Here is a 24,136-nt window from a genome sequence, read left to right as displayed (position 1 = left end):
TTTCGTATAATCCCGCTTTTCGTAAACGCCAGCGGTCACATTGTGTGGCTGGCCCAACAGGTATCTCTAATGGACGTATCAATTGTCATTCCATTTCTTAACGAATCCCCCAATTTATTGCCGCTGTGCGAGGAAATCAAAGCAGCAATGGAACCAACCGGGAAACAGTATGAAGTGTTGTTTATTGATGATGGCAGCACCGATGATGGTTGTGAGCTGTTAGAAAAAGCCAGGGCTGACATGCCACAAATTAAAGTGGTGAGTTTTCGACGTAATTTCGGTCAGACAGCGGCCATGGTAGCCGGCCTCGACTACGCCGAAGGTGAGGTTGTGGTGACTCTGGATGCTGATCGTCAGAACGACCCTGCGGATATCCCCAGCATGCTCGACAAGATCGACGAAGGCTATGACATGGTGTGTGGCTGGCGTTTTGACCGCCAGGACACCTATCTGTCGCGTAAGCTGCCGTCGATGTTGGCCAATCGCTTGATTTCAAAAATTACTGACGTGCGATTGCATGACTATGGCTGTACCCTCAAGGCGATGCGTAAAGAACTCGCCAAGCGCGTTACGTTGTATGGTGAGATGCATCGATTTATACCAGCTGTTGCGAGCGGAGTTGGTGCCAAGATTGCAGAAGTAAAAGTGAATCACCGTGCGCGTACCGCTGGGGAATCCAAATACGGTATTTCGCGTACCTTCCGTGTAGTTCTGGATTTGATTACAGTGAAGTTCTTACTACGTTTTCATGCGCGACCATTGCATTTTTTCGGCATGCCTGGTCTGGCCTTGGGTGGTTTAGGTGGTGCGTTAATTACGTATCTCACCATTGCGCGCTTGTTCTTCGGAGTGCCGCTTGGTGACCGACCATTGTTGATTTTTGCCTTTATGCTGGTGATTATCGGGCTGCAATTTATCCTGTTTGGGTTGATCGGGGAGATGCAGACGCGAACCTACTATGAGAGTCAAAATAAACCGATTTATCATGTTCGAACAACCATTGGTATAGAACAAGACACGCCTTCTAAGGGGTAAGACGATGCGCAAGCCTGTTCTTGCCGTTGTTGTTACCTTTAACCCGGATCTGAATGCGCTGACTCGGACGCTGAGCATACTAAACGGCCAGCAGTCTGACGTGTTGGTGGTGGATAACGGGTCGTCAAATTTTGTTAAAATTAGGGCGAAATTGACCACCTCTACCGAGGTGGAACTTTTACCGTTGAACGCCAATCTTGGGCTCGGTGCGGCACATAATGCCGGTATCCGTTTTGCCCGAACCAAAGGCTATGAGTATGTGTTGCTGATGGATCAAGACAGTATTCCACTCGACCACATGGTGCAGCGGTTACTGGAAGCGCATCGAGCCAAATCAACACACCAGAAGCTGAGCGCGGTTGGTGTTACGTATCTCAATGCCGACAATGGCAGCGAATCGTTTTTTGTGCGTTTTGGTTGGCTTAAGTTTCAACGTCATTATTGCGCTGAACGTGACAGCGATGGTTGTGTGCTGGCGGATTTTTTGATTTCCTCTGGCTCGTTGATTTCGTTGGCTACGCTTGAAAAAGTCGGTGAAATGGATGAAGGCCTATTCATAGATCATGTGGACACTGAGTGGTTTCTACGCGCGCGCAATCTCGGTTATCACGCCTTCGGTGTTTGCGACGCCGTAATGCAGCATGGCCTCGGGGAACAAACGCATCGCGTAACGTTGGGGCGACGCCAACGTAACGTGCCGCAACATAAGCCATTTCGGTACTATTATATTTTTCGTAACAGCGTTTTATTGTATCGACGTGCCTACGCGAGCGGGGTTTGGAAATGGAATGACCTGCAGCGCTTGGCGATGATTGCGGTCATGTTTGGACTGCTAAAGTCACCTCGCCGTGCCAATCTAACGATGATGCTACGCGGGTTCTGGCATGGTATTCGTGGTGTCACTGGGCCGTATAGTGATGCATAGAAGCCACATCATCATTGTCAATTACAACGCAGGTGACTGGCTTGCGCGGGCGCTGGATTCGGTGGTGAACTTTGCCCCCGAATGCGCGGTGTCAGTGGTGGACAATGCGTCGTCAGACAACAGCATTGAACTGGCACAGCAACGGCATGGTAACGTCGACATTGAATGGATTCTAAACGCCGACAACCGAGGGTTTGCCGCCGCCAACAATCAGGTACTCGCCACCTTAGACTGTGAGTTTGCGATTCTGATGAACCCTGACTGTGAACTCTCCGAGGGGACTTTACCTGCGCTCTATGCTGCCTTTGAGGCGCATGCGAAAATGGGCATGGCCAGTGGTTTGATACTGAATGAGGATGGCTCAACACAAACCACGTGTCGACGGACGTTCCCGACCCCTTGGAGTGCGCTCGTGCGCATGTTGCAGTTACACCGCTTGTTTCCCAACTATGCGGCGTTCACAGATTTTGATCAGGCCGCGACACTGGACGCAGCGTCCGAATTTGCTTTCGTTGACGCCATTTCTGGTGCGTTTATGATGGTTCGCCGGTCCGCCTTGGAGGAGGTCGGTTTACTCGATGAAGACTATTTTATGCATTGTGAGGACCTCGATTGGTGTAAACGCTTTGAGCTTGCTGGCTGGCAAATTGGTTCGGTGCCAGCCGCGGTGGTGACGCACGCGAAAGGTGTGAGTTCGAAATCCCGTCCAGTGGCCGTGCTGTGGTCGTTGCACAAGGGCATGTTGCGCTTCTTCGATAAGTTTTATAGTGACGAATACGTGTGGCCAATACGCTACACCGTAAAGGTAGGCGTATTAGTCAGCTTTGTTGGCCGAGCCGCACTAAGCTGGTGGCGCCGATGATCGTACTCACCGGTGCTCGAGGTGTGGTAGGTAGGCCCTTGAGTGAGCGCCTACGGGCCGAAAATCGGTCGTGTATGGCTGTTTCGCGAACAGCGGAAAATGATCACAATCAACCCCTAGTCTGCTGGGACTTACACCATCCAATACCATCGGGCATATCAAAGCGACTGGCTAACGCAGCCACGGTCATTCATTGCGCGCCTATCTGGCTTTTGAGTGCACGTATCGGTGACTTTATTGAGTTGGGCGTGCAACGGATTATCGTATTCAGTTCAACCAGCGTTCAGAGCAAGCAGACGTCCGGCGATGCCAGTGAGCAAAAACTGGTCGCGCAATTAGCCCAGGCTGAGCAGACACTTGAACAGGCCTGTGGCCGAGCAGGAGTCAAGTTAACGATCTTTCGCCCCAGTATGATTTATGGCCACGGACGTGATCAGAATGTATTCAAGATTGCGTCCCTAATTCGTCGCTTCGGGATTATGTTGCTGGTCGGCGAGGCGTCCGGCTTACGACAGCCCGTGCATGCCGACGACCTAGTCGACGCGTGTATCGCTGTGCTGGAAGCACCACAGACGTACAACAAAACTTACACCCTGGCTGGTGCCGAACGATTAAGCTATCGGACGATGGTGGAGCGGATATTTTTAGGGCTTGGCAAAAAAATACGGATCTACAGTCTGCCGCTGCGCGTGTTTCGCGGTGTGCTCTGGAGTGCCAGTAAGCTGACCCAGTTTAATTACACGCCCGAAATGGCGAATCGTATGAATCAGGATTTGGTATACGATTATCAACCCGCGGTTGACGACTTCGCCTACCAACCGCAACGGTTTCTCACGCAACCAAAGCGGGATTTACCCGAGGAGGCTGTGTGATCACATCTGCTTGGGTCTTGACGCTGTTGATCTTCGTGAGTGTCGCGGGATTGAGTTGGCTGTGTGTGCGTTGGATGATTGCTTACCTGACTCGTCGAGAGATGCTCGACACGCCAAATAATCGGACATTGCATACGGGTGCAGTGCCGCGCGGTGGCGGATTGGTGATCGCGGTGTTTCTGGTGCTGAGTTCCTTGCTGATGGCCGTGGTGTTTCCCAACTGGATATTGTACGTAACGCTGGCGCTGCTGATGGCTGGTTGGGCGGGGCTGGGCTGGTATGACGACCAGCACGATTTGACGCCTCAACTGCGCTTCCCATTTCAACTTATATTGGCGGTTGCCACCGTAGCCACACTGGGTTGGGTAAATACCATCTTGTCGGTTCAGCTCGGCTGGTTTGGACTGGGTCTGACGGTTATCGGTATTCTTTGGATGGCGAATCTGTACAACTTTATGGATGGCATGGATGGTCTTGCTGCGTCGCAGGCCATCGTTGCCAGCATCACGCTTAGCTTTTGGTTTTCGCGCGTTGGGAATACCGGTGTGGCCATGGTTTGCGTGGTGGTCGCCGCAGCATGCTATGGCTTTCTATTATGGAATTGGCGGCCCGCGAAAGTGTTTATGGGGGATGTTGGGAGTATTACACTGGGCGCTTTTTTTGCCACCATGATCGTGCTGGCAAGCAACCGACACGATTTTCCGGTACTCAGTTTACTGATTCTATTTGCCGTATTTGTTGCAGATGCCAGCATTACCATATTGCGCCGTGCTTGGTATCGAGAGAAAATTTGGTTGCCGCATCGGACGCACTACTATCAGCGTCTGGCTAATATTGGCGTCTCACACCAGTATATTGTTTGCGCCGCGATTCTGTTAATGTTGATCTGCTCATTGTTGGCCACAATTACGGTGCTGTATCGTGATATGATCGGCGTGGCGTTGGTCAGCGTTGGCATTCTGCTAGGCAGCGTAATCGCCTTGGTTCGATGGTTGGAATCACAGCACGAAAAAAATCAGCATCTACGAAACTCGAAGTCCGAACTCAATGATTAAATCTATCACTACCCTCGTGTACCGGTGGCGGATTATCCTGCACGATATTGTGGTTATCCCTATTGCTTGGTTGGGCGCGTATTGGCTGCGCTACAACCTTGAGGCGATTCCCGATGAGTTCTTGCAAAGTGCGGTGTTCGCACTGCCTGTGGTGGTGACTGTCCAGGCCATGACCAGCATTTTTGTTGGCGTACATCGAGGTGAATGGCGCTTCGTGTCGTTGCCGGACTTGTCACTGATTTTTAGGTCTGTGTTGGTTGGCACTACCGCCATTGCATTCACCCTATTTATTGTCGCTGAGCGTCTAATGTTCGTGCCGCGCTCGGTGTTTATTTTGTATGCCTTGATTTTGTTGGCACTAATGTGTGGTTCGCGGTTGTTCTACCGCCTGATCAAGGAGCGTCATTTCTCAACGCGAAGTGGCCGTAAGGTAGTGATTCTCGGCGCTGGCACCGCCGGTGAACAATTATTGCGTGACCTGCGTCGTAACCACCCAGATCGCTACAATATTGTTGCGTTTTTAGATGACGATCCAAATAAGATCGGCCGACAGATTCATCGTATTCCGATTGTGGCATCTCCAGATGTATTGCAGGATTTGATCCAGCGTTGGGATATCGATTTGGTGTTGATAGCGGTGCCTTCGGCGAATGACGCGCAGATGCAGCGGCTGGTGGCGATTTGCGAACGCAGTGGTGTTGAATTTAGAACCCTGCCTGGCGCGCATGAGTTGGTGAGTGGTAGCGTGCAATTAGGTGACATGCGAGAGGTGCGAATTGACGATTTGCTTGGGCGTGATCCGGTAAAACTTGACTGGCAGCGCATCCGTCACAGTCTGTGTGACAAAACCGTGTTGGTCACCGGCGCTGGCGGCTCCATTGGTTCGGAACTGTGTCGTCAGTTGGCGTCAGTGTGTTCCATGCATCTGGTGATGTTTGATCAGAGTGAATATAACCTCTACCAGATTGAAGAGGAAATGCGCGAGCGATTCCCAAGCACAAAAATTACGTCAGTGTTAGGCGATGTCTGCGACTTGTCAGCCACGCGTCACGTGTTCGAACAGTACGAGCCCGCCGCTGTATTTCATGCGGCGGCGTATAAGCATGTGCCTTTATTAGAGGGCCAGGTACGTGAAGCGATCAAGAATAATGCGCTAGGGACACGCATTGTTGCGGATCTGGCACATGAATTTGAGGTCGAAAAATTTGTGCTTATCTCGACGGATAAAGCGGTCAATCCAAGTAGTTTGATGGGCGCGTGTAAACGTGTTGCGGAGATTTACTGTCAGCAATTGGCGACCAGCAGCAAGACCAAATTTATTACAGTGCGCTTCGGCAATGTGCTGGGTTCCGCCGGCAGTGTGGTGCCAAAATTCCAAAAGCAGATTAGAGCCGGTGGCCCGGTGACCGTGACACACCCTGAGATGACGCGTTATTTTATGACCATCACCGAAGCAACGCAGCTAATTTTGGAGGCGAGCGCAGTTGGCGAAGATGGGTGCATTTATGTGCTTGATATGGGCCAGCCGGTGTTGATCTCTCAGTTGGCTGAACAATTGATTCGTCTATCGGGTAAAGAACCAGAAGCCGATATAAAAATCGTGTTTACCGGCTTGCGCCCGGGTGAAAAACTCCACGAAGAGCTATTTCACGATGATGAAAACCTCACGCACACGGCGTTCGAAAAAATTCATTTGGCATCGACCCGCCAGGTCGATCGAGCGCTGGTGGACCAAGTTTTTACTCAAATTATTGAGAATATGGATCGGTTTGATGACAGCCTGTCTGCTTGTATTCAGGCCTTGGTGCCAGAATACCAAGGATTTAAACCAGAGCAAACGAATAGTCCAGCCAACTGAGTTGGCAGCGCGGTTTATTCTTGGGTGTCTGAATCACGTGCTTCAAGCCGTGATACGCGTAACAAAACGCCAAATTTAGGGTGGTCGAAAAAGTGCTTTTCGTTGAGTTTTAAACGTCGCTTTTCTTCCATTCGAAACCCCTTGTAGTCGAGGTCAAGGTTGACGAACAATAGATCATCCGCATAAACCTTGATATATCCTTTGGTGTCATTCTCCAACACCGTGTAGGTCGCTGAGCTGCGGTATGGGAGTGCTTCTTGTCCCCAAGCCAAGTGGTGTTTTAGCGAGTATTCTGAGGCTTTATCAATGGCGGTGGCGTCACTGACTAACATGTCGGGTTCAATTTGCCAGGTGGCTGAATTGGAACGCATGGCCTCCGGGGCCACGTAATCATGTCTTTCGGTCGCGCTCGCAGGATTATTGTTCTCAAAAATAAGCACTTCAACCTTATAATCTTTAGACCAAGTGGTTGCAGGCAAAAGTAGAAGCAGGCCAGTGATGGTTGCTGCAAGCCAGGTTTTTTGTGTATAAATGCGTTGAATGGCGTTCATCGAAATTTTGCTATTGTGCGCGTGGACCACAGTCGTTAATTTATATTGCCTTTGTGGATCAAAAGCCGCAAGACTGTCAATTGGAAAACCCTAGTGTAAACCGCATATGAGCGAAATCAACCGTACATTTCAGAAAAGCAAGCTAAGCCAGGAATTCAAGCCCGCTTTCGGTCTACGTAACCCCCATTCACAAACAATTTTGTCCAGCATTGGGATTCGCAAGCGTGTCATTGGCAAACGCTTTCAGCCGTATGCCCAGTCCCAAAAGCAGATACTGCTAAGTGGCGGTGAAGACGTCAGACTGGTCGGGTATTTAAATCAAGCCAGCCACGAACCCGCACAGCAGTTAGCGATTTTGATCCATGGTTGGGAGGGCAGTCACGAGTCGACCTATATCCAATCGATGGCGCTTGAAATGCTGCAGGCTGGCGTTGATGTGTTTCGCCTGAATTTGCGCGATCACGGTGATTCGCACCACTTAAATAAAGCGATTTTCAATTCCACCTTAATCGATGAGGTCATGTACGCCATCGAAGATTTACAATCGCGACTGTCCTATGACAACATGCATTTGATCGGTTTTTCACTGGGTGGTAATTTTAGTCTTCGGGTGGCGGCGATGGCACATGATTTACATATCACGCTGAAGTCGGTGATCGCATTTTGCCCAGTGGTGCACGCGGCGCACAGCAATCTCGTACTTAACCAGGTCAGTAACTTTGTTTACGGTAAATATTTCGTGCGGAAATGGAAACGATCATTACGTAAAAAGTTGGAGCATTGGCCTGAGTACGATTTTGCCAAAAAACTCGATTCACTCAAAACCCTAGACGACATGAATGAAGCGTTAGTGCCAGAATATACGGAGTTTGATGACACCAAAACTTATTTTGATGCTTACGCCATCAATGGTGAGCGGATGGCGAAAACCATTGCCCCATGTTATCTATTTTTCGCTCAGGACGATATGATCATTCCAGTTGAAGGAATCAAAGAACTGGCTGATAACTCGGACATCCACATAACGGTAACGGAGCAGGGCGGTCATTGTGGTTACATCAAAAATTGGAAATGGGAATGCTGGCAGGATGAACAAGCTTTGAAAATCATTCAGCAATTCGATTGATCACTCAGGTGGCGAGCGCTTCAAACCGTGTACATTTGATAGCCATGCGAGTCCAGCCAAGCTTGATGCGCGCGACGGTCTGGGACAATTTCTTCCACAATCTGCCAGAATCGGCGCGAGTGATTAAATTCGAAGCAGTGCGCTAATTCGTGTACAACAACGTAGTCTAACGTGGCGGGCGGCGCCATAATGATGCGCCAGTTAAAGGCCAAATTTCCGTTGGTATCACAGCTTCCCCAACGACGTTTGTAATCCCGCACCTTGATCGTGTGGCACGGTGTGCGCTGCACCGACATTTGGGCGGCATAATGCGCGACACGCTGCTCAATCGCCAGCGCCGCATGTTGTTTTAACCATTTGACGAGCTTGTTTCTAGCCGACTCAACAATCGGAAGATGGCTTTGCAACACCGGGATCAGCAGTGTGTTATCGCTGAGCTGAATTCCTCCTCGCTGACCGATCCGAAAACGAACCTTCACCAGCCCACCGTTGAGCAGGATCGTGGCACCATCCGCGAACGGTGCATCAGCTGGTCGCTCTGGGAGCGCGCGTAAAGCCTTGTGTAACCATTCGCGCTTCAGTGTCACGAAATCAACAATATCACGAACGGGCATGCGACTTGGCGCGCGGGCGCGAATCCCTTTTGGGTGAACCTCCAACGTCAGCCGGCGTCGTCGAGCTGACCGAATGATGGTAACGGTCAAGTCGTCGATGAGGATATCAGTGGTCTTCATACTGGTTTTGTATGTGCTCAAGGAATGTCTGGACCAGCTTGATTCGCTGCTCTGGTTCGGAACTTGGCGTCAGTAAACGCACAGACTCCGGCCCATTAAAGCGATACGCATCTGGGTTAGCGGCTATGGTGCGCATTAACTGTTCTACATTGATATCCGGGTCGCTGACAAACTTGACCACACCACCCGATGGGCCAACCTCAATCGATGCCACATCACAGCGCGCGGCTTGCAGCTTAAGCGCGGCGATAGCAAATAGGTTTTTGGCCGCATCTGGCAATAGGCCGAATCGATCAATGGTCTCGACTTGAAGTTCGTCCAACTGTTCGCGGTCCGCAGCACTGGCGATGCGTTTGTACATTGTTAAACGCATGTGCACGTCGGGTAAGTAGGCATCCGGGAAGCGCGCGGGAATATGCAGATTGATCTCGACTTTTTCTTGCACGTCGAGTGGTTCCACGGCCTCACCACGTTTCTGTTTGCGCTTGCGCTGAATCGTCGCAATCGCTTGCTCCAGAAAGCTACTGTACATACTGTAGCCGATCTGGTCGATGGTGCCGCTTTGCGACTCGCCGAGCAATTCACCGGCACCACGTATTTCAAGGTCTTGTGAGGCGAGAGCAAAACCGGCACCTAATGTATCTAGACTTTCGATTGCGGTGAGTCGTTTACGGGCATCGTCGGTCATAGAATTCAGTGGCGGCGCAACCATGTAGGCGTAGGCCTGGTGGTGAGAGCGGCCAACGCGGCCACGTAGCTGATGCAACTGCGCAAGTCCGAAACGATCTGCGCGATTGATGACAATGGTATTAGCCGTTGGGACATCGATCCCGCTTTCGACAATCGTCGTGCACAACAGAATATTAAAGCGTTGGTGGTAGAAGTCGCGCATTACGGTCTCTAACTCGCGCTCTGGCATTTGTCCGTGACCAATACGGATCCGCGCGTCGGGCACCAAGTCCAAGATACGTTGTTGCATCTTCTCGATAGTCTGGACCTCGTTATGTAAAAAATAGACCTGACCGCCTCGGCGCAGCTCACGGGTTAGTGCCTCCTTCAATAATGCGTCATCCCATTCTCGTACAAAGGTTTTGACTGACATACGTGCTCGGGGCGGCGTCGCGATTACCGAGATATCCCGTAGACCACTTAAGGCAAAATTCAAGGTGCGAGGTATTGGTGTCGCGGTGAGTGTCAGAATGTCTACTTGGCTGCGAAGCTTTTTGAGTTGTTCTTTTTGTCGAACACCAAATCGATGTTCTTCATCAATAATCATCAACCCTAAGTCCTTGAATTCGATCCCTTTTTGAATCAATTTATGGGTGCCAACGGCAATGTCGACCGTGCCGTTTTTGATGCCTTCAATACCGCGTGCGGTTTCTTTGGCGGTGCGAAAACGTGAAAAGAGTTCCACATTTACTGGCCAGTCTGCAAAACGATCGGCAAAACTATTGTAGTGCTGTTGTGCTAGTAACGTGGTTGGGACGAGCACCACCACCTGTTTTCCACCTGCGATCGCCATGTACGCTGCGCGCAATGCAATTTCGGTTTTACCAAAGCCGACGTCACCGCAAACGAGACGGTCCATCGGCTTTGCCGAAGTCATATCGCTGATGACATCAGCGATCACCTGTTCTTGATCTGGGGTTTCTTCAAAGCCAAACCCTGCCGCGAAAGCGTCATAGGAATGGTCAATTGGTGGAAAAGCATGGCCAACGCGAGCCAATCGCAACGCTTGTACTTCCAGTAATTCAGCCGCCACGTCATACGCTTTTTCCTTCGCTTTATTGCGCAGCTTGACCCAGGCATCACTACCCATTTTGTGTAGTGGGGCCGTTTCTGGTCCGCCGCCAACATAGCGCGAGACCAAATCGAGCGATAACACCGGAATGTAGATTTTATCGCCACCCTGGTACTCAATGGTGGCAAATTCATTGTCATCGCCATCCAAATTCAGAGTTTCCAATCCTCGATAGCGACCAACTCCATGATCTTCGTGTACCACAGGGTCGCCAATATTGAGTTCGGCTAGCGACTTGATAATGGCATCAGGATCACGATTTTTATCTGAGCGTCGGCGTCGTTGGAAGGTCCGCTCGCCGTACAGTTGGGACTCAGTAATTATTTCTGTATTCTGCGCGTCGAGCTTAAGTCCTCGATCAATGGCGGAAACGGTAAGACACACGGTGTCTTCAACTTCAAGAAACTGTGCCCATCCGTCGACGGTGATGCAATGCAGGCCGTTTTCTTTGAGTAAGCCCAACAGGCTTTCGCGGCGTCCCGCTGACTCGGCAATCAATAGTGTGCGATGTCCGGGGGCCTTGACGTGACGAATAAAGTCATCGTACGGGTGCTCGCCACGCGGGTTAATTTTAAACTGTGCTGGCGCCTGCGTGTCATAGTCGACAATATGCTTGACGTCTTTCAGGTTGAGGTTGAGCAACTGCGCGCGCGGATAAGCTTTGAGGCCAGCGTAGATCTCGTCCGGTGCCAAAAATAGGGTAGCCGGGTCCAGTGGCGGCCACTCGGGATTGAGCTTGGCATTGGCGTGCCGTTCAACTATCTCAGATTGCAGTGTCTCGGCGTTCTCCATCACACCTTCTTCTAGCACGAACGTGGTGTCTGGCGGCAGGTAGTCAAATAAAGTATCGGTATGTTCAAAAAACAGCGGCAGATAAAATTCGGAGCCAGTCGGAGCCAGACCCTTGCTAACCTCGCGGTAGATGATCGATTGTTTCGGATCACCGTCTACGGTAGCGCGAAACGCTTGGCGAAATAGCGCTATGCTGGCTTCATCGAGTGGGAACTCGCGGGCCGGCAATAGTTGTATCCGGTCGAGCGAGTCGGTGGACCGTTGTGATTCGGTATCAAACAGTTTAATCGACTCAATTGTCGTATCGAAGAGGTCAAGTCGAAACGGAGATTCTACCCCTGAAGGAAACACGTCAACGATACCGCCCCGTATGGCAAATTCGCCGGGCGCCATTACCTGGTCGACACTGTAGTAACCGGCGTCGATAAGGCGTTTGCGAAACACCTCGGTATCAAGTTCATCGCCAATCTCTAGCTGAAAAGTATGCCCGTCAATGTAGCTACGCGGAGAGAGTCGCTGCATGAGTGCGGTCAATGGCACCACCAGTACACCGGACCTGAGTTCAGGCAAGCGGTGCAGCGCGAGTAGACGCCGTGAAATAATGTCTGGATGCGGCGAGACACGATCGTAGGGCAGGCACTCCCAGTCTGGAAACGTGAACACGGTGTCTTTAGCACCCAGAAAGAACCCGAGCTCGGTTTCGATGGGCGTAATATGCTGTGCTTCTGAGCAGACATACACGACAAATTTACCTTGTTGCACCAGCGAAGAGACTGCAAGGCTGGATGCGCTACCGTGGAGTTTGCGCCAGTGAAGAACTTCACCGGATTTTGCTGGGATGCTGGGTTGATTAGGCGACTGCACTGGTGTTCTCGTCTACGTCAAAAAAACAGCGATGATTCTACCATCCGGCGGCCACGCTCATTGTGAGAATTACGTCAACTGGGGGAATTGGTATTACCAAGTACTGTCTGCCTTTGGAGTCTTTGTGTGGTAAACCACTGGCGCATCAGTTTTATTCAGCAGCGTGGTGTTTGTCATGCCTGTCGGGCAGCGCTTTGGCCCAGTTAGCAATTCGTGTTGCAACTAGCTCATGGTGGCGCAAGAAAGTGAAATGTCCTGCTTGCTGAGTGCCCAGGTCACCAGCGCTGAAGAGCTGGTATTCAGTATGAACTTCGGGTGAGAATTTGGCGACTAAGCGTGCCGTTGCGAACACAGGTGCAAACGAATCATCCGCAAAATTGATGGCCAGAACAGGTGAGACGACGCGAGCTAACCCTGTTTCGTAGTCGAATTCGTCATGTGCTAATTCGTAGCGACCATGGCGTGCATTGAACGCCCAGTCTCGCATGACACCGCGGGCTTCACGCGCCGCAAAGCCCACTCGACGGCCAGGAAAATGCCCGACCACTTTGCTAATAAGGTACGCAAATTGGGTGAAAAATAGGATGCCGACCTTGCGCGTGCCGCGCCAGCCTCGATAGTCGACGGTGCCGGAGGCTAGCAAGTTTAAAGCGCAAACGTCGTGATGCTCATGGCGTGCTAAATAGAGGGCTGCGATCTGCCCGCCAAGACTATGGCCACTCAAAATTATTTTGGGCGTTGGGAATACTGCACGTAGCGTGTCGAGCGCCGCTTTTAAGTCCAGATTGACCAGGTGAGTGTAGGAAAAATCGGTGCCTCGACTAGCGCGTATTCCGCTTGCCCCATGGCCACGCAAATCAATACTCGCAGCATGCACGCCATTTGCCGCCAAACGAGTAATCAAGGCATCGTACTTGATAGCCTGGGTTCCCATAGCCGGAAGCAGTAGGATGACCGTGTTTGAAGGCGACTGCGTTTCGGCTACCCGGAGTTGATTGGAGATACCATCATCGGCGACAAACGCGATGGTATTGATCGACGGAGGCATAATCGCTACCACAAGCTGGGTTGCTCAGCACTCATTCCATACCAGTGGGGAAACACGAGCATAGTGGCAAGAATGAGTAATTGAATGAGAATAAATGGGATCGCACCACGATAGATCTGTGCGGTTTGAACGTTATTTGGTGCCACACCTTTAAGATAGAACAATGCGAACCCGAACGGCGGTGTAAGAAACGATGTCTGTAAATTCATTGCCACTAGAATTGCAAACCATACTTGATTTATCCCGAGCTCCAGCACCACGGCATACACCAACGGCAATACGATGTACGATATTTCGATGTAGTCTAGAAAGAATCCCAGCAGTGTAATCAGTAACATCACGGCGATCAGGAAACCCCATTTTTCTCCCGGAATCGACAACAACAATTGTTCAACTTGGTGTTCACCGCCGGTGTAGGAAAAACCCATAGAGAAGATGGATGCGCCAAGTAACACGGCAAACACCATCGCAGTGATTTTTACTGTTTCGTGAGCACTTTCCCACAGCATGCGCAACGAGAACTTACCATACAGGATAGCCAGCAGGATCGCGCCGACACAACCCAAGGCTGATGACTCGGTCGGGGTTGCCACCGCGTTGAAGATGGATCCCAAGACAATCAGGATCAGGGCCAACGGCGGTATCACGGCAAGAAGGGCAGTGGCAATAATCTGACGGCGAGATTGAGACGACTGGGCGTTATCGATAACCGGCGCTGCATCTGGTTTGATGCGGCAATAAACCAGAATGTATAGAATGTAGCAGCCGATCAGTACCAGGCCCGGAATCAGCGCCGCTTTGAATAGGTCGCCAACCGGCACACTGAGCACATCCGCCAGAATGATAAGTACAATTGATGGCGGAATAATTTGCCCTAAGGTGCCAGAGGCTGCAATGGTCCCGGTGGCTAACTCGGTTTTATAGCCATAACGCATCATCACCGGCAATGAAATCAAGCCCATCGCCACCACGCTGGCGCCGACGACACCAGTAGATGCGGCGAGTAAGGCTCCAACCAACACAGTTGAAATCGCGAGCCCGCCGCGCACTGCGCCGAACAATTGCCCCATCGACTCCAACAGTTGCTCGGCTAACTTAGTTCGCTGCAGAATAATGCCCATGAAGATAAACAGGGGTACTGCCATCAGCACCAACCCCTCACCGTTGTCGCCCATATTGGCGTAAATTCGGTAGGGTATCTGGGCCAACTGATTGGCGTCGGCGAAAAGCACGACAAAGGCAATACCGATGCCTGCAAAGGTAAATGCGACCGGGTAGCCAAATAACAAAAACAACAGCGCAACTATAAATATGGTTATGCCATGCATGGCCGATTAAACCTCTTTGAGTGCGTGTTTTAGGCGCAAGATGGATTCCAACAACATAGCTATTGCGGCCAATAGTAGACAGAAAAATGCAAATGGAATTACGCCTTTGATGATCCAGCGATTCAACAAACCGCCAGGATCCTGTGACTTTTCGCCAATGCCCGTGCTTGTTATTTGAGTGAAAAACTCGGCTAAACTTCCTGGCTGGTGCCCGAGGCCGTAGGCTGCGGCGGTGAACTGCCAACCGGTCCAGATCACGATCAGGCAAGTCGGTATCAAGAAAACCAAGGTGCCGACCAGATCGATAATGGCTTTATTCCGTACTGACAGGCGGTCGTGAATCAAGTCGACTCGCACATGCGAACCTGTTTGCAGGGCATACGGTATACCCAGTAGGAACACCGCCGCATAAAAATGCCATGACAATTCTTCCAGACCGATTGATGACGCGTTAAAGGCATAGCGCATGATCACATTGAACGCTAACAAGAAAACCAGCGCGATGAGCAGCACGGCTGCCAATGCGCCAAGCCATTGCATTAGTTTGTGGATTCCATCCACTGTGCTCTGCAGCATTATTAGTTAGTCCGGTTAGACATTAATTTGCAATCGTCTTGAGGTAAGCGTACTCGCCAACGTCAGTCCATGCTCGCGCTTTACGTAAATACTCAGCGCGTGATTGGATCACGCGTCGAGCAAAATCGCTACGCTGCCGCTCCTGCTCCAGGAGTTGCTGGTTGGAGGCTTTGAGTGCGGCGATTACTTCCGGAGGAAAACTCTTGACTTGAACATTCGGAAATTGCGAGGAAATCGTATCCCAGTTATCAGAGTTTGCTGCAAAGCTTGCTGTCGACATGTTGTAGGCGGTTAACTTGGCCGCATTACGCAGAATCGATTTGGCCCACTCAGGCAGTTTTTTCATGGTGTCGAGGTTAAAGAAGTACATCAACTCGGTACCGGGTTCGTGCCAGCCGGTGTAATAGTAGGGAGCCACCTTGTGAAAGCCCATGCGCAGATCAAGCCCTGGGCCAACCCATTCCAATGCGTCAATCGTACCACGCTCCAACGCTTGGTAGAGCTCGCCAGCTGGGATATTAGTTGGGACTGCACCAACGCCGGCGATTACTTTGCCACCGAAGCCTGGAATACGCATTTTGAGACCCTTCAGGTCCTCCACTGTGCTGATTTCTTTGCGAAACCAACCACCCATTTGCATGTCCGTGCTGCCGCCGAGCATGACTTCCATATTATGTCTGGCATACACTTCATTGGCGAGTTCCAAGCCGCCACCTTCATAAAACCAGGCCTTCTGCTCTTTCTCAGTCATATCAAACGGCATCGAAGAGAAGAATAAGGTGTCTGGATCCTTGCCACCGTAGTAGTACGAAGCGGATTGCCCGATGTCATACTGACCGCTCTTGACGAAGTCGAAAATGCCGAAGGCAGATTTGTGTTTATTGGTAGAGTCGACCCGGATCTGGATCTGGCCGTTTGACATCGACTCAACCAATTCTTTGTATTTGTCGACCGATTCCCCAAACACGGGAAAACCTTTCGGCCAGCCATGCGCGAGTGTGAGTTCGATGGTTTGCGGCGCGATCGCTGTATCCGAATGTGTCGCTGCTGATGGCGTTGAGTCTGACTGAGAGCAGCCCGCGAGTGTCATCATAAGCACGACCGATAACAACCACGAGGCGCGAGTAATCGAAATGGCGCGATTCATAGGTCCTTCCTGGGTTGGTTTTTGGGAACGACCCGTATTGTATGACTAGGCGGTGTTTAATTCTAGGGAGTCGCAAACTAATTCTAGTTGGCGGCATTGTCTCGTAGGTTTGCCAACGTGAGTTCCGCATTGGATTGTGCTCGTGCTAGCTCCGCTGGGGCGATCTCAAAACCGGATGCGATGGTGTTAATCATCACCCGTTCGTCGTCATCAATTCGTCGATCCGCGGCGGCCAGTTGCCAGAAGTATTCAAAAATTCGAATTCGATCTTGTTCTGATATTTTGACGCTGAGCGAATAGGCTAAAGCACGCAGCGATTTAGCTCGCTGGCTCATGCGTCTGGCTCGCGCCAATAGCGTGTGAATTTCGTTGGCATCGAGTCCGAATTTTGTGCGTAGGATCGTGACCAGGCTCGCCAACTCCAATTCATCAATGTGACCATCGGCTTCGATTACCTTGAGCATCAGTGTTACCGCTGCGGTCTGGATGTCCAGATTACAGGATACCGCCAGTGAACGCTTTATTTGTGTGGTGACTGCTTCCAGTGTTGTCATGGTGAACCTCTTGTGTAGGAGAATAATTCACCACGAAGTGTAGCGTTGTGCGACACACCGAAAAATACGTTAAATAGATTACGACGAACGTTTACTAGGTGGAATAAACGAAGGTTTAGATGGCCCCGATCGGGTGGCTTGAGTTGCTACGCTAATCGATCCCGAGCTGCCGCTTCGCGCGTTCGCGACTCTGAATGATTTGTTTTTCGTTTAAATGCAGCAAGCCAGCTACCTTGCGCACCAAGTGGCGCTCGTGCGGGTCTATCTGGTCGTCCGCCAGGGCCAGTGTCCATAGGTACTCGAGTAATTTTGCGCGCTTGGCGTTGCCCCAGTTGTCACAGATCTCACGTGTGAAGTTATGCAGACTGGTTGCTTCGTGCGCGGTACTTTTGGCCTGTTTAAACAGTTCACTCAATTCTTCGTCGTCCAGGTTAAACTCTCGACGTAATATTTCTTCCATGTAGATGAGTTCGACGTCATCGACACGGCCATCGGAACGCACCACTTCGAACATAAGTGTTGCTGCTGCTAATTTAAGTTCTAACTCTCTGTCTTCTGAGCGATGTTGCGGTCGTTTGATCAACTTTTTAAGAGACTTCAGCACGCGCTTTTCCTGTGGTTTTTATTATCGTTGTCATGCATAACATAATTGTCATACTAAAGACTTGAATAGCTCTACTTTCGGACTCATATTATAGGCATTGTTTAGCACAGAGGAACGCAATTGTGAGACGTATCTTTTATTTTCTTGCTACCAACGCTGCAATCATGATTGTGGCCGGTATTATTATTCAATTTTTACCCGCTGAGTACCGTACTCAGGATGGCCAGTTTTTGGTGATCGCGCTGGTAGCCGGTTTTGGTGGCTCGATCGTATCGCTGCTCATGTCCAAATCCATCGCCAAACGCGCAGCGGGTGTGTACGTTATTGAGTCGCCTCGCAACGAAACTGAAAAGTGGTTGGTAACCACTGTTGCACGTCAGGCTGAGCAAGCGGGTATCGGTATGCCGGAAGTCGGCATTTTTGATACGCCAGATATGAACGCCTTTGCCACCGGCGCAAGCAAAAATAACGCGCTGGTCGCAGTGAGTACCGGTCTCTTGCAGAATATGACGCGCGAAGAAGCTGAAGCTGTTATGGGGCATGAAATTGCCCACGTTGCCAATGGTGACATGGTCACGATGGCGCTGATTCAAGGTGTGGTGAATACCTTTGTGTTGCTGTTGGCACGCGCGCTGGCTCTGGCGATCGATCGCGATGGTCGTGGTATTGGCTATTTCCTTGGCTTTATGGCGGGGCAGGTGGTGTTTGGATTCCTGGCCAGTATTGTGGTGGCTTTTTTCAGTCGACAACGTGAGTATCGCGCGGATGCCGGTGGGGCCAAATACGCTGGTGCGCACAAGATGATCGCCGCGTTGGAGAAACTCAAGCGTGGTCAAAGTGGGCAGCTGCCGGATCAGTTAGCCGCTTTCGGGATCAATAACAGCGTGAAAAGCCTGTTCTCGACCCATCCACCATTGGATGAGCGTATTGAGGCATTGCGCACAGCTAACTAATCGACTATGCCGAGTATGAGCGATTAATGCTCGGCTCGATAAGCGACTGGCTGCTCATAGGCGGCCAGTTCGCGATCTCCACAACGTCATCATGTGTCGCTGTGTAAACTCTCAATCCTAATCCTGACGAGAGTTGTGATTGCTTTGTTAAGAGGTTTGATTGATAGTTGCCGAGCATTGTTCTAATTATGTGCTGGGTGCCTAAGCTCAATGAAACTTCCTACCGTAAAACAACTAAAGTATTTGTGTGCCCTCGATGAGCATCGCCATTTCGGTCATGCTGCGCAGGCGTGCTTTGTGTCGCAATCGGCGTTGAGCACCGCGATCAACGAATTGGAGCAGAATCTTGGGGTTACGTTATTCGAGCGCGGCTCAGTGATTCTATTAACCCCTGTTGGGGCTACTCTGGTGGACGAGGCCAGGGAAATTCTAAATCAGCTAGACAACTTTGTTGAGCACGCTAAGCAAGCACAAGGTGCGTTTGCCAGCGATCTTCGTTTCGGTGTAATTCCAACCATCGCGCCATTTCTGCTACCCAAAATACTGCGCCCGATGCGGCAGTTATACGGCAGTAATAAGTTGTACATCCGCGAAGACCTGAGCCCAAATCTGTTGGATCGACTGGGCAAAGGTGAACTGGACGTTCTGTTATTCGCATTGCCGTATGAAACGGGGCAATTCCATACTGAACACCTCTTTTGTGATGAATTGGTTTTGTGTCTTCCCGCGAACCATTTATTGACCGAAAAGCCATCGATTAATTTGAAGGATCTTAAGCAACAGGACATATTGTTGCTCGAAGATGGACACTGTCTACGCGACCAATCACTCAAAGCCTGCAATCTTGAAGCGCAAAGCGTGCGAATTCCTTATCAGGCAACCAGTTTAAATACCTTAGTGCAGATGGTGGTGAACCGTGTCGGAATCACTTTACTGCCCGAAATGGCGGTCACCGCCAATATTACACACGATACCGATGCTCAGATTCGGCATATTTCGACCAATAAAGATGTCAGCCGCCGGATTGCTTTGGTGTGGCGCAAGAACTCCCCACGCGCAGACGAGTATCTTAAGTTAGCCGAGATGATTCGCGAGTTCGGACCGCCTCGACGTAGATAACCCTTAACCTTAACCAAATAACACGGTACTAATTAACTGACTATGCTTACTCGATTGGAAACTCCGATTGCACGTTTTTTGCGGATGGAAGCCGCTGGTGGAATTCTGCTTATGTTCACAGCCGTTCTGGCTATTGTGATCGCGAATACACCGCTTCACACCTATTATGATTTGCTGTTGGATACACCGGTATCCGTGCAGGTCGGCGGCTTGATAATTGCTAAGCCGTTGCTGTTGTGGATCAATGATGGCCTGATGGCGATTTTCTTTTTTTTAGTCGGATTGGAATTGAAACGAGAGATTGTCGCCGGCGAACTCTCCGAGCTACGCAATGTGATCCTACCGGGCATCGCCGCGGTCGGCGGTATGGTAGTGCCCGCAGCAGTTTACCTGTTTTTTAATATAAACGATCCGGTAGCGGTTAAGGGTTGGGCCATTCCAGCCGCAACAGATATCGCATTCGCGTTGGGTGTGCTGATGCTGCTGGGTTCTCGTGTGCCAGTGACGTTGAAGGTATTTTTGACCTCAGTGGCGATTTTCGATGACATCGGGGCAATTGCGATTATTGCGCTTTTTTACACGTCGAAAATCTCTTTTTTAGCGCTCGCAGTTGCCGCGCTAGGTGTGGCGGTATTGGCCATACTGAATCGCAGCGGTGTGACGGCGCGCAGTACGTACATGATGGTTGGTTTGGTTATCTGGGTGGCCTTGTTGAAATCCGGCGTGCACGCTACGTTGGCAGGTGTGATCGTGGCCTTATTTATCCCCTATACGGATCCGAAGAACCCAGAAAAGTCGCCATTACGTAGTCTTGAACACGATCTTCATTCGGTGGTCGCATTCTTTGTGTTGCCGGTGTTTGCCTTTGCCAATGCTGGTGTGCGTTTGTCTGGTGTTTCTCTTGATGTGTTTCTGCACGACGTGCCGATCGGTGTTGCGCTTGGCTTGATTGTCGGCAAGCAGATAGGTGTCTTTGGTTTTGCAGCCGTCGCGATTAAATTTGGTCTCAGCACCTTCCCTAAGGGTATGAACTGGTTGTCGCTTTACGGCGTTAGCGCCCTATGTGGTATCGGCTTTACTATGAGCCTGTTTATCGGCTCTCTCGCATTTGAAGAGAGTGGTGTGAATCTATTATTCGATGAGCGGCTAGGGATTTTGTTAGGTTCTGTTGTCTCTGGTTTAGTCGGCTATCTGGTTCTGCGTAAAGCCTTACACGCAGAACCAGAACAGGTTGCTTGATGCGCAATTAGTCGAAGAAGTACTCTAGGCCGACCTGAATAAAGCTGTGTTGATCGAAACGGCTGAGCGGGTCGGATGGAGACTCTGCATCGAATATCCGCGCTTCAATATTTAGCGTAGTGGCCGTACCGATTCGCGTTGACCCCTCGACAAACCAGGCACGTGAATCGGTTTCGTCTAGGTCATTGCTGACACCAAATAGGATCTGCGAGTCGGCCATATCGTTCAGGGCCAAACGAGCGCCCACAAACAGATCATTTTGAAACACAGTGTCGAGCGGGGCGTCGCGCTCATCCCAGGCGTATTCGGCTAACAGGCTTAAGTCATACACCGAGTTTAAAATGCCAACTAAGGTGTATTCGGTGCCGACGGTTGCGGCACTGTATGACGCATAACTGGCATCATCAAAGTCACGTTGTATGGCTTCAAGTTTGTACAGCCAGGCCCCAGTGGTAAGTTGTAAGTCGAGCCCGACTTGCGTGATCTGCGCGTAGTAAGCTTCGGTGGCGCCGGTAAGGGGATTCGCAAAACGCCGTAAGTCTGGGTCACGTGAGGTGCCATCGAACCAAGAGAGCCCCAGGTCCCAATCACCGAAGGTGTTTTTGTAGCGTACTGCGTAGTCAAAATGCGAGGTGCCGCTGCTGGCCTCGTAATGCTCAACGTCATCGCGCACCATCAGTCCGCCGTTTAAGCGGCTGTCTTTACCAGCTAGGGTGCGCGGCCGAAAATAGGGCAGGGCAAAGGCTTCCAAAGTGCCAAAATCGGCAAAATAGGTGTACCGAATCATCGGCTGCCCAAGCTTGTCTTCGCCGTCGATGTTCTCTACGCCGTCCGTCTGATTGATGATGTCCACCAGGTGCTGAGATTCTGTGACGCCCCAGAAAACGCGTCCCAAACCAACGGAAAGCTCGGCATTATCGTAAATTTTCGAATACAGGAACTGACGCAGATCCAAATGTGAGCGTGCCTCATCATCACTGTCTATACGCACAAAGGGTTCCAGCACGATTTGATCTGAGCCGTTGTTCCAATCACGAAAATATTCCATTTGGAGTCGCAAGGATGTTTGCCCGCGATTGGCATCACCGGCGTCATCTAACCGGTGCGTAAATACACGTTGTTCCAGTTCGAGACTGCCATCGAAACTCTGATTTCCCTGTGCGGTTGCGAACTGTGTGCTGACTAGGGCGATGGCACCGAATAGTGGTGCCAAGGTAAATTGTTTCATGAGAGTTTATCGTGCTCGATTGAGGCGATTCTCATTGAAATCAGCATCACTTAAGCCGACGTCGAACTCAATGTTCTTGAGCAGAATATCCGTGCTCTTGCCGGTCTTGTGGTTGACCATAACCTGCGTGCTGGCGCGCCAGTATTTATTTTTGTATTGCTTATAGTCTGAAATTGTCAGGGTTTTCAGCAGGGTGTCGCGACGGTCGTAGAATTCCAGTTTGTGTGGTCGGTAGTGCGCTGTGTCGACCCAGGCAATAATTTTGGTGTACCCCGAATATTTGTCCACCGGGTCCATAACAATCACCGCGCCAGGTAGGCCGTTGATGGTTTCTTCGCGCTGAAAATCGAACTGATATTTCTCGACTTCAAATGACGAGAGGTCTTCAAACGCAAACTCACTGCCCAAAAATGGACCGGATTTGTTGCGTGATGCAATACGCTTGACGCGCTTAACTGCGGGTAGGTAAATCCACTGGTCGTCATCGCCTTCGGTGTGTGAGAACGACAAAAAGGTCGTACCTTTCACATCCAGCGGTGTGTCAAAGATGGTCAGGGCTTTATCACCATCGCCAGTTACTTCCAGCGCTTTTGTTCGCATTTCTCGAACGACTTCGTCACCGCCTTTGGTGCGCAATGTCATCGTCATTTGGCTTTGAGAATTTCCCCAGCCGCGATCGCGTGCTTTCATTTCTTTGGCGATCGCCAACCCCTTGGCTTCGCTGTCCGGGTCAGCGCTGGCGGGTAGGGGTAACAGGCTTATGGTAATTGCTAGTAAACAGGTGGATAGTGGTTTGATCATGCTCTCTCCAGGGCGGTGTGGTTTCCTTTGTGGATTATAACTAATTTTGATTGTTTTCTGTGCTGCTAAACAACTTTGCGCGGACGGTGGTGCGGTATTCCTTCGGCGTAATTGAGGCGAATTGTTTGAAGAGTTTCGTGAAGTAACTCACATCCAAGTAGCCTACGCGAAATGCGATCTCCGAGATGCTTAGGTTGCTGCTCTTTAACAGTTCACGTGCCTGATTAAAACGCTCGCGTTGCAGGTATTGTAACGGTGTCATATTGGTGGCGCTACGAAATCGGCGGGTAAAATTGCGCTGACTCATACCGAAAAGCTCAGCGAGTCGGCGCATGGAAATCGCGGCTTTGCTCATGTGGTTTTGCATCCACAGTTGCGCTTGCAAGATGACTTCGTCTGGGTGGTTGACGTTTTCCTTGTGCGTAAAACTCAAACGATCATAAGGCTGACGCACCTCATGCGAAAAGTGTTGTGACAGATGATCTGATATCGCCTTGCTGTAGAAACGGTGTACATGGTGCAAGGTCAAATCCGTTTGCGCGTTGATGCTGGCAGCACAATAAATTCTGCCGGCAGAGGTAATAAAATGTTGACGTTTTAATTCCACCAGCGGGTAATCTTTGGCGAATTTTTCTAAGTGGTGCCAGTGCGTTGTGGCCGGACGCTCATTCAGTAAGCCCGTTTGCGCTATGAAACAAACGCCGGTGCCGGTCGCGTTTAGAATCGCTCCGTGCTCATATTGCCAGCGTAGCCAGTCTACGATTGCTTGATTCTGACGTACGATTGGGCGCGGATTGCGCCACAATGCGGGCACGTAAACCATGTCAAAAACAGACTGATCCAGCGCCTGATTGGGTTGCAAGCTTAGGCCCGAGGGAAGCTCAATCCGATCTTCGTTGGTCGCTACCTTGACCAATTCAACTTCTGTATTATGGCTGTCAGTTTGTGTGGCTGCGGTTTGATTCGCAGCAAAAAACAACTCATAGGCGTTGGTCAAACTGGTCGCCAGCATATGTGGCGTAATTAAAAATGCAATGCGCATGTTCTAGATGTCGATGATAATT

The 24,136-nt window shown here is 50.6% G+C and carries 22 protein-coding genes; 10 read left to right on the top strand and 12 right to left on the bottom strand.

From position 1 onward, the window contains the following. The first annotated feature begins 69 nt into the window (after positions 1 to 69). The 6 genes from IE055_RS14330 to IE055_RS14305 all read left to right on the top strand — a co-directional run bounded on the left by IE055_RS14330 (position 70) and on the right by IE055_RS14305 (position 6,607). Complete coding sequence (locus IE055_RS14330; protein ID WP_189402363.1) at positions 70 to 1,035, top strand: glycosyltransferase family 2 protein; 966 nt, start codon at positions 70 to 72, stop codon at positions 1,033 to 1,035. A 4-nt stretch (positions 1,036 to 1,039) separates the two neighbouring features. Continuing rightward, positions 1,040 to 1,960, top strand: coding sequence for a glycosyltransferase family 2 protein (locus IE055_RS14325; RefSeq protein WP_189402362.1), 921 nt, complete (start codon positions 1,040 to 1,042; stop codon positions 1,958 to 1,960). After that, entirely contained in the window at positions 1,953 to 2,822 is an 870-nt protein-coding gene (locus tag IE055_RS14320) for a glycosyltransferase family 2 protein (protein WP_189402361.1), read from the top strand. The genes IE055_RS14325 and IE055_RS14320 overlap by 8 nt, the downstream gene beginning before the upstream one ends. A gap of 74 nt (positions 2,823 to 2,896) precedes the next feature. Then, positions 2,897 to 3,694 carry an NAD-dependent epimerase/dehydratase family protein gene (locus IE055_RS14315; protein ID WP_189402360.1) on the top strand — a complete coding sequence of 266 codons (798 nt, stop codon included), beginning with the start codon at positions 2,897 to 2,899 and terminating at the stop codon, positions 3,692 to 3,694. Beyond that, complete coding sequence (locus IE055_RS14310; RefSeq protein ID WP_189402359.1) at positions 3,691 to 4,749, top strand: MraY family glycosyltransferase; 1,059 nt, start codon at positions 3,691 to 3,693, stop codon at positions 4,747 to 4,749. Before IE055_RS14315 ends, IE055_RS14310 begins: the two co-directional genes overlap by 4 nt. After that, positions 4,742 to 6,607 carry a polysaccharide biosynthesis protein gene (locus IE055_RS14305; RefSeq protein ID WP_189402358.1) on the top strand — a complete coding sequence of 622 codons (1,866 nt, stop codon included), beginning with the start codon at positions 4,742 to 4,744 and terminating at the stop codon, positions 6,605 to 6,607. Before IE055_RS14310 ends, IE055_RS14305 begins: the two co-directional genes overlap by 8 nt. 14 nt (positions 6,608 to 6,621) lie before the next feature. Here IE055_RS14305 and IE055_RS14300 read toward each other — a convergent pair whose 3' ends face one another. Continuing rightward, positions 6,622 to 7,158 (bottom strand): CsiV family protein, encoded by a 537-nt coding sequence (locus IE055_RS14300; protein ID WP_189402357.1) that lies wholly within the window; start codon positions 7,156 to 7,158, stop codon positions 6,622 to 6,624. A 106-nt stretch (positions 7,159 to 7,264) separates the two neighbouring features. Between IE055_RS14300 and IE055_RS14295 the strand changes: the two genes are divergently transcribed. Then, positions 7,265 to 8,284 carry a YheT family hydrolase gene (locus IE055_RS14295; RefSeq protein WP_189402356.1) on the top strand — a complete coding sequence of 340 codons (1,020 nt, stop codon included), beginning with the start codon at positions 7,265 to 7,267 and terminating at the stop codon, positions 8,282 to 8,284. Between the two features lie 20 nt (positions 8,285 to 8,304). Here the strand turns inward: IE055_RS14295 and IE055_RS14290 are convergent, their stop codons facing one another. The 8 genes from IE055_RS14290 to IE055_RS14255 form a co-directional block, all read right to left on the bottom strand. Continuing rightward, entirely contained in the window at positions 8,305 to 9,018 is a 714-nt protein-coding gene (locus IE055_RS14290) for a M48 family metallopeptidase (RefSeq protein WP_189402355.1), read from the bottom strand. Next, a complete protein-coding gene (mfd, locus tag IE055_RS14285; RefSeq protein WP_189402354.1) occupies positions 9,005 to 12,475 on the bottom strand; it encodes a transcription-repair coupling factor in 3,471 nt (1,156 codons plus the stop codon). The genes IE055_RS14290 and mfd overlap by 14 nt, the downstream gene beginning before the upstream one ends. 151 nt (positions 12,476 to 12,626) lie before the next feature. Further along, complete coding sequence (locus IE055_RS14280) at positions 12,627 to 13,523, bottom strand: alpha/beta hydrolase family protein (protein WP_189402353.1); 897 nt, start codon at positions 13,521 to 13,523, stop codon at positions 12,627 to 12,629. A 5-nt stretch (positions 13,524 to 13,528) separates the two neighbouring features. Then, on the bottom strand, positions 13,529 to 14,851 hold the full coding sequence (locus IE055_RS14275; RefSeq protein ID WP_189402352.1) for a TRAP transporter large permease: 1,323 nt from the start codon (positions 14,849 to 14,851) through the stop codon (positions 13,529 to 13,531). Positions 14,852 to 14,857: 6 nt separating this feature from the next. Continuing rightward, positions 14,858 to 15,427, bottom strand: a complete 570-nt coding sequence (locus IE055_RS14270) for a TRAP transporter small permease subunit (RefSeq protein WP_189402351.1) — start codon at positions 15,425 to 15,427, stop codon at positions 14,858 to 14,860. A 22-nt stretch (positions 15,428 to 15,449) separates the two neighbouring features. Further along, positions 15,450 to 16,574: a TRAP transporter substrate-binding protein gene (locus IE055_RS14265; protein WP_229794313.1), complete on the bottom strand. Its 1,125-nt coding sequence runs from the start codon at positions 16,572 to 16,574 to the stop codon at positions 15,450 to 15,452. Between the two features lie 83 nt (positions 16,575 to 16,657). Continuing rightward, a complete protein-coding gene (locus IE055_RS14260) occupies positions 16,658 to 17,128 on the bottom strand; it encodes a tellurite resistance TerB family protein (RefSeq protein WP_189402350.1) in 471 nt (156 codons plus the stop codon). 151 nt (positions 17,129 to 17,279) lie between these two features. Further along, positions 17,280 to 17,732: a tellurite resistance TerB family protein gene (locus IE055_RS14255; RefSeq protein ID WP_189402349.1), complete on the bottom strand. Its 453-nt coding sequence runs from the start codon at positions 17,730 to 17,732 to the stop codon at positions 17,280 to 17,282. A 122-nt stretch (positions 17,733 to 17,854) separates the two neighbouring features. Here IE055_RS14255 and htpX point away from each other — a divergent pair, with 122 nt between their 5' ends. From htpX to nhaA, 3 genes are all read left to right on the top strand, one after another. Next, positions 17,855 to 18,685, top strand: a complete 831-nt coding sequence (htpX, locus tag IE055_RS14250) for a protease HtpX (RefSeq protein ID WP_189402348.1) — start codon at positions 17,855 to 17,857, stop codon at positions 18,683 to 18,685. A 210-nt stretch (positions 18,686 to 18,895) separates the two neighbouring features. Continuing rightward, positions 18,896 to 19,804 (top strand): hydrogen peroxide-inducible genes activator, encoded by a 909-nt coding sequence (locus IE055_RS14245; protein ID WP_189402347.1) that lies wholly within the window; start codon positions 18,896 to 18,898, stop codon positions 19,802 to 19,804. 42 nt (positions 19,805 to 19,846) lie between these two features. Continuing rightward, positions 19,847 to 21,043, top strand: a complete 1,197-nt coding sequence (nhaA, locus tag IE055_RS14240; RefSeq protein ID WP_189402346.1) for a Na+/H+ antiporter NhaA — start codon at positions 19,847 to 19,849, stop codon at positions 21,041 to 21,043. Positions 21,044 to 21,050: 7 nt separating this feature from the next. Here nhaA and IE055_RS14235 read toward each other — a convergent pair whose 3' ends face one another. Genes IE055_RS14235 through IE055_RS14225 form a run of 3 tightly spaced genes read right to left on the bottom strand, consistent with a single transcriptional unit; the run spans position 21,051 to position 24,114 of the window. Beyond that, positions 21,051 to 22,271, bottom strand: coding sequence for a hypothetical protein (locus tag IE055_RS14235; protein ID WP_189402345.1), 1,221 nt, complete (start codon positions 22,269 to 22,271; stop codon positions 21,051 to 21,053). 6 nt (positions 22,272 to 22,277) lie between these two features. Then, complete coding sequence (locus tag IE055_RS14230) at positions 22,278 to 23,072, bottom strand: outer membrane lipoprotein-sorting protein (protein ID WP_189402344.1); 795 nt, start codon at positions 23,070 to 23,072, stop codon at positions 22,278 to 22,280. A gap of 40 nt (positions 23,073 to 23,112) precedes the next feature. Next, a complete protein-coding gene (locus IE055_RS14225; protein ID WP_189402343.1) occupies positions 23,113 to 24,114 on the bottom strand; it encodes a GlxA family transcriptional regulator in 1,002 nt (333 codons plus the stop codon). Positions 24,115 to 24,136: the final 22 nt, after the last annotated feature.

This window comes from Arenicella chitinivorans, from assembly GCF_014651515.1.
Taxonomy (GTDB): Bacteria; Pseudomonadota; Gammaproteobacteria; order Arenicellales; family Arenicellaceae; genus Arenicella; species Arenicella chitinivorans.
Note: the sequence above shows the minus strand (reverse complement) of the source record. Positions and strands in the feature narration are given on the sequence as shown.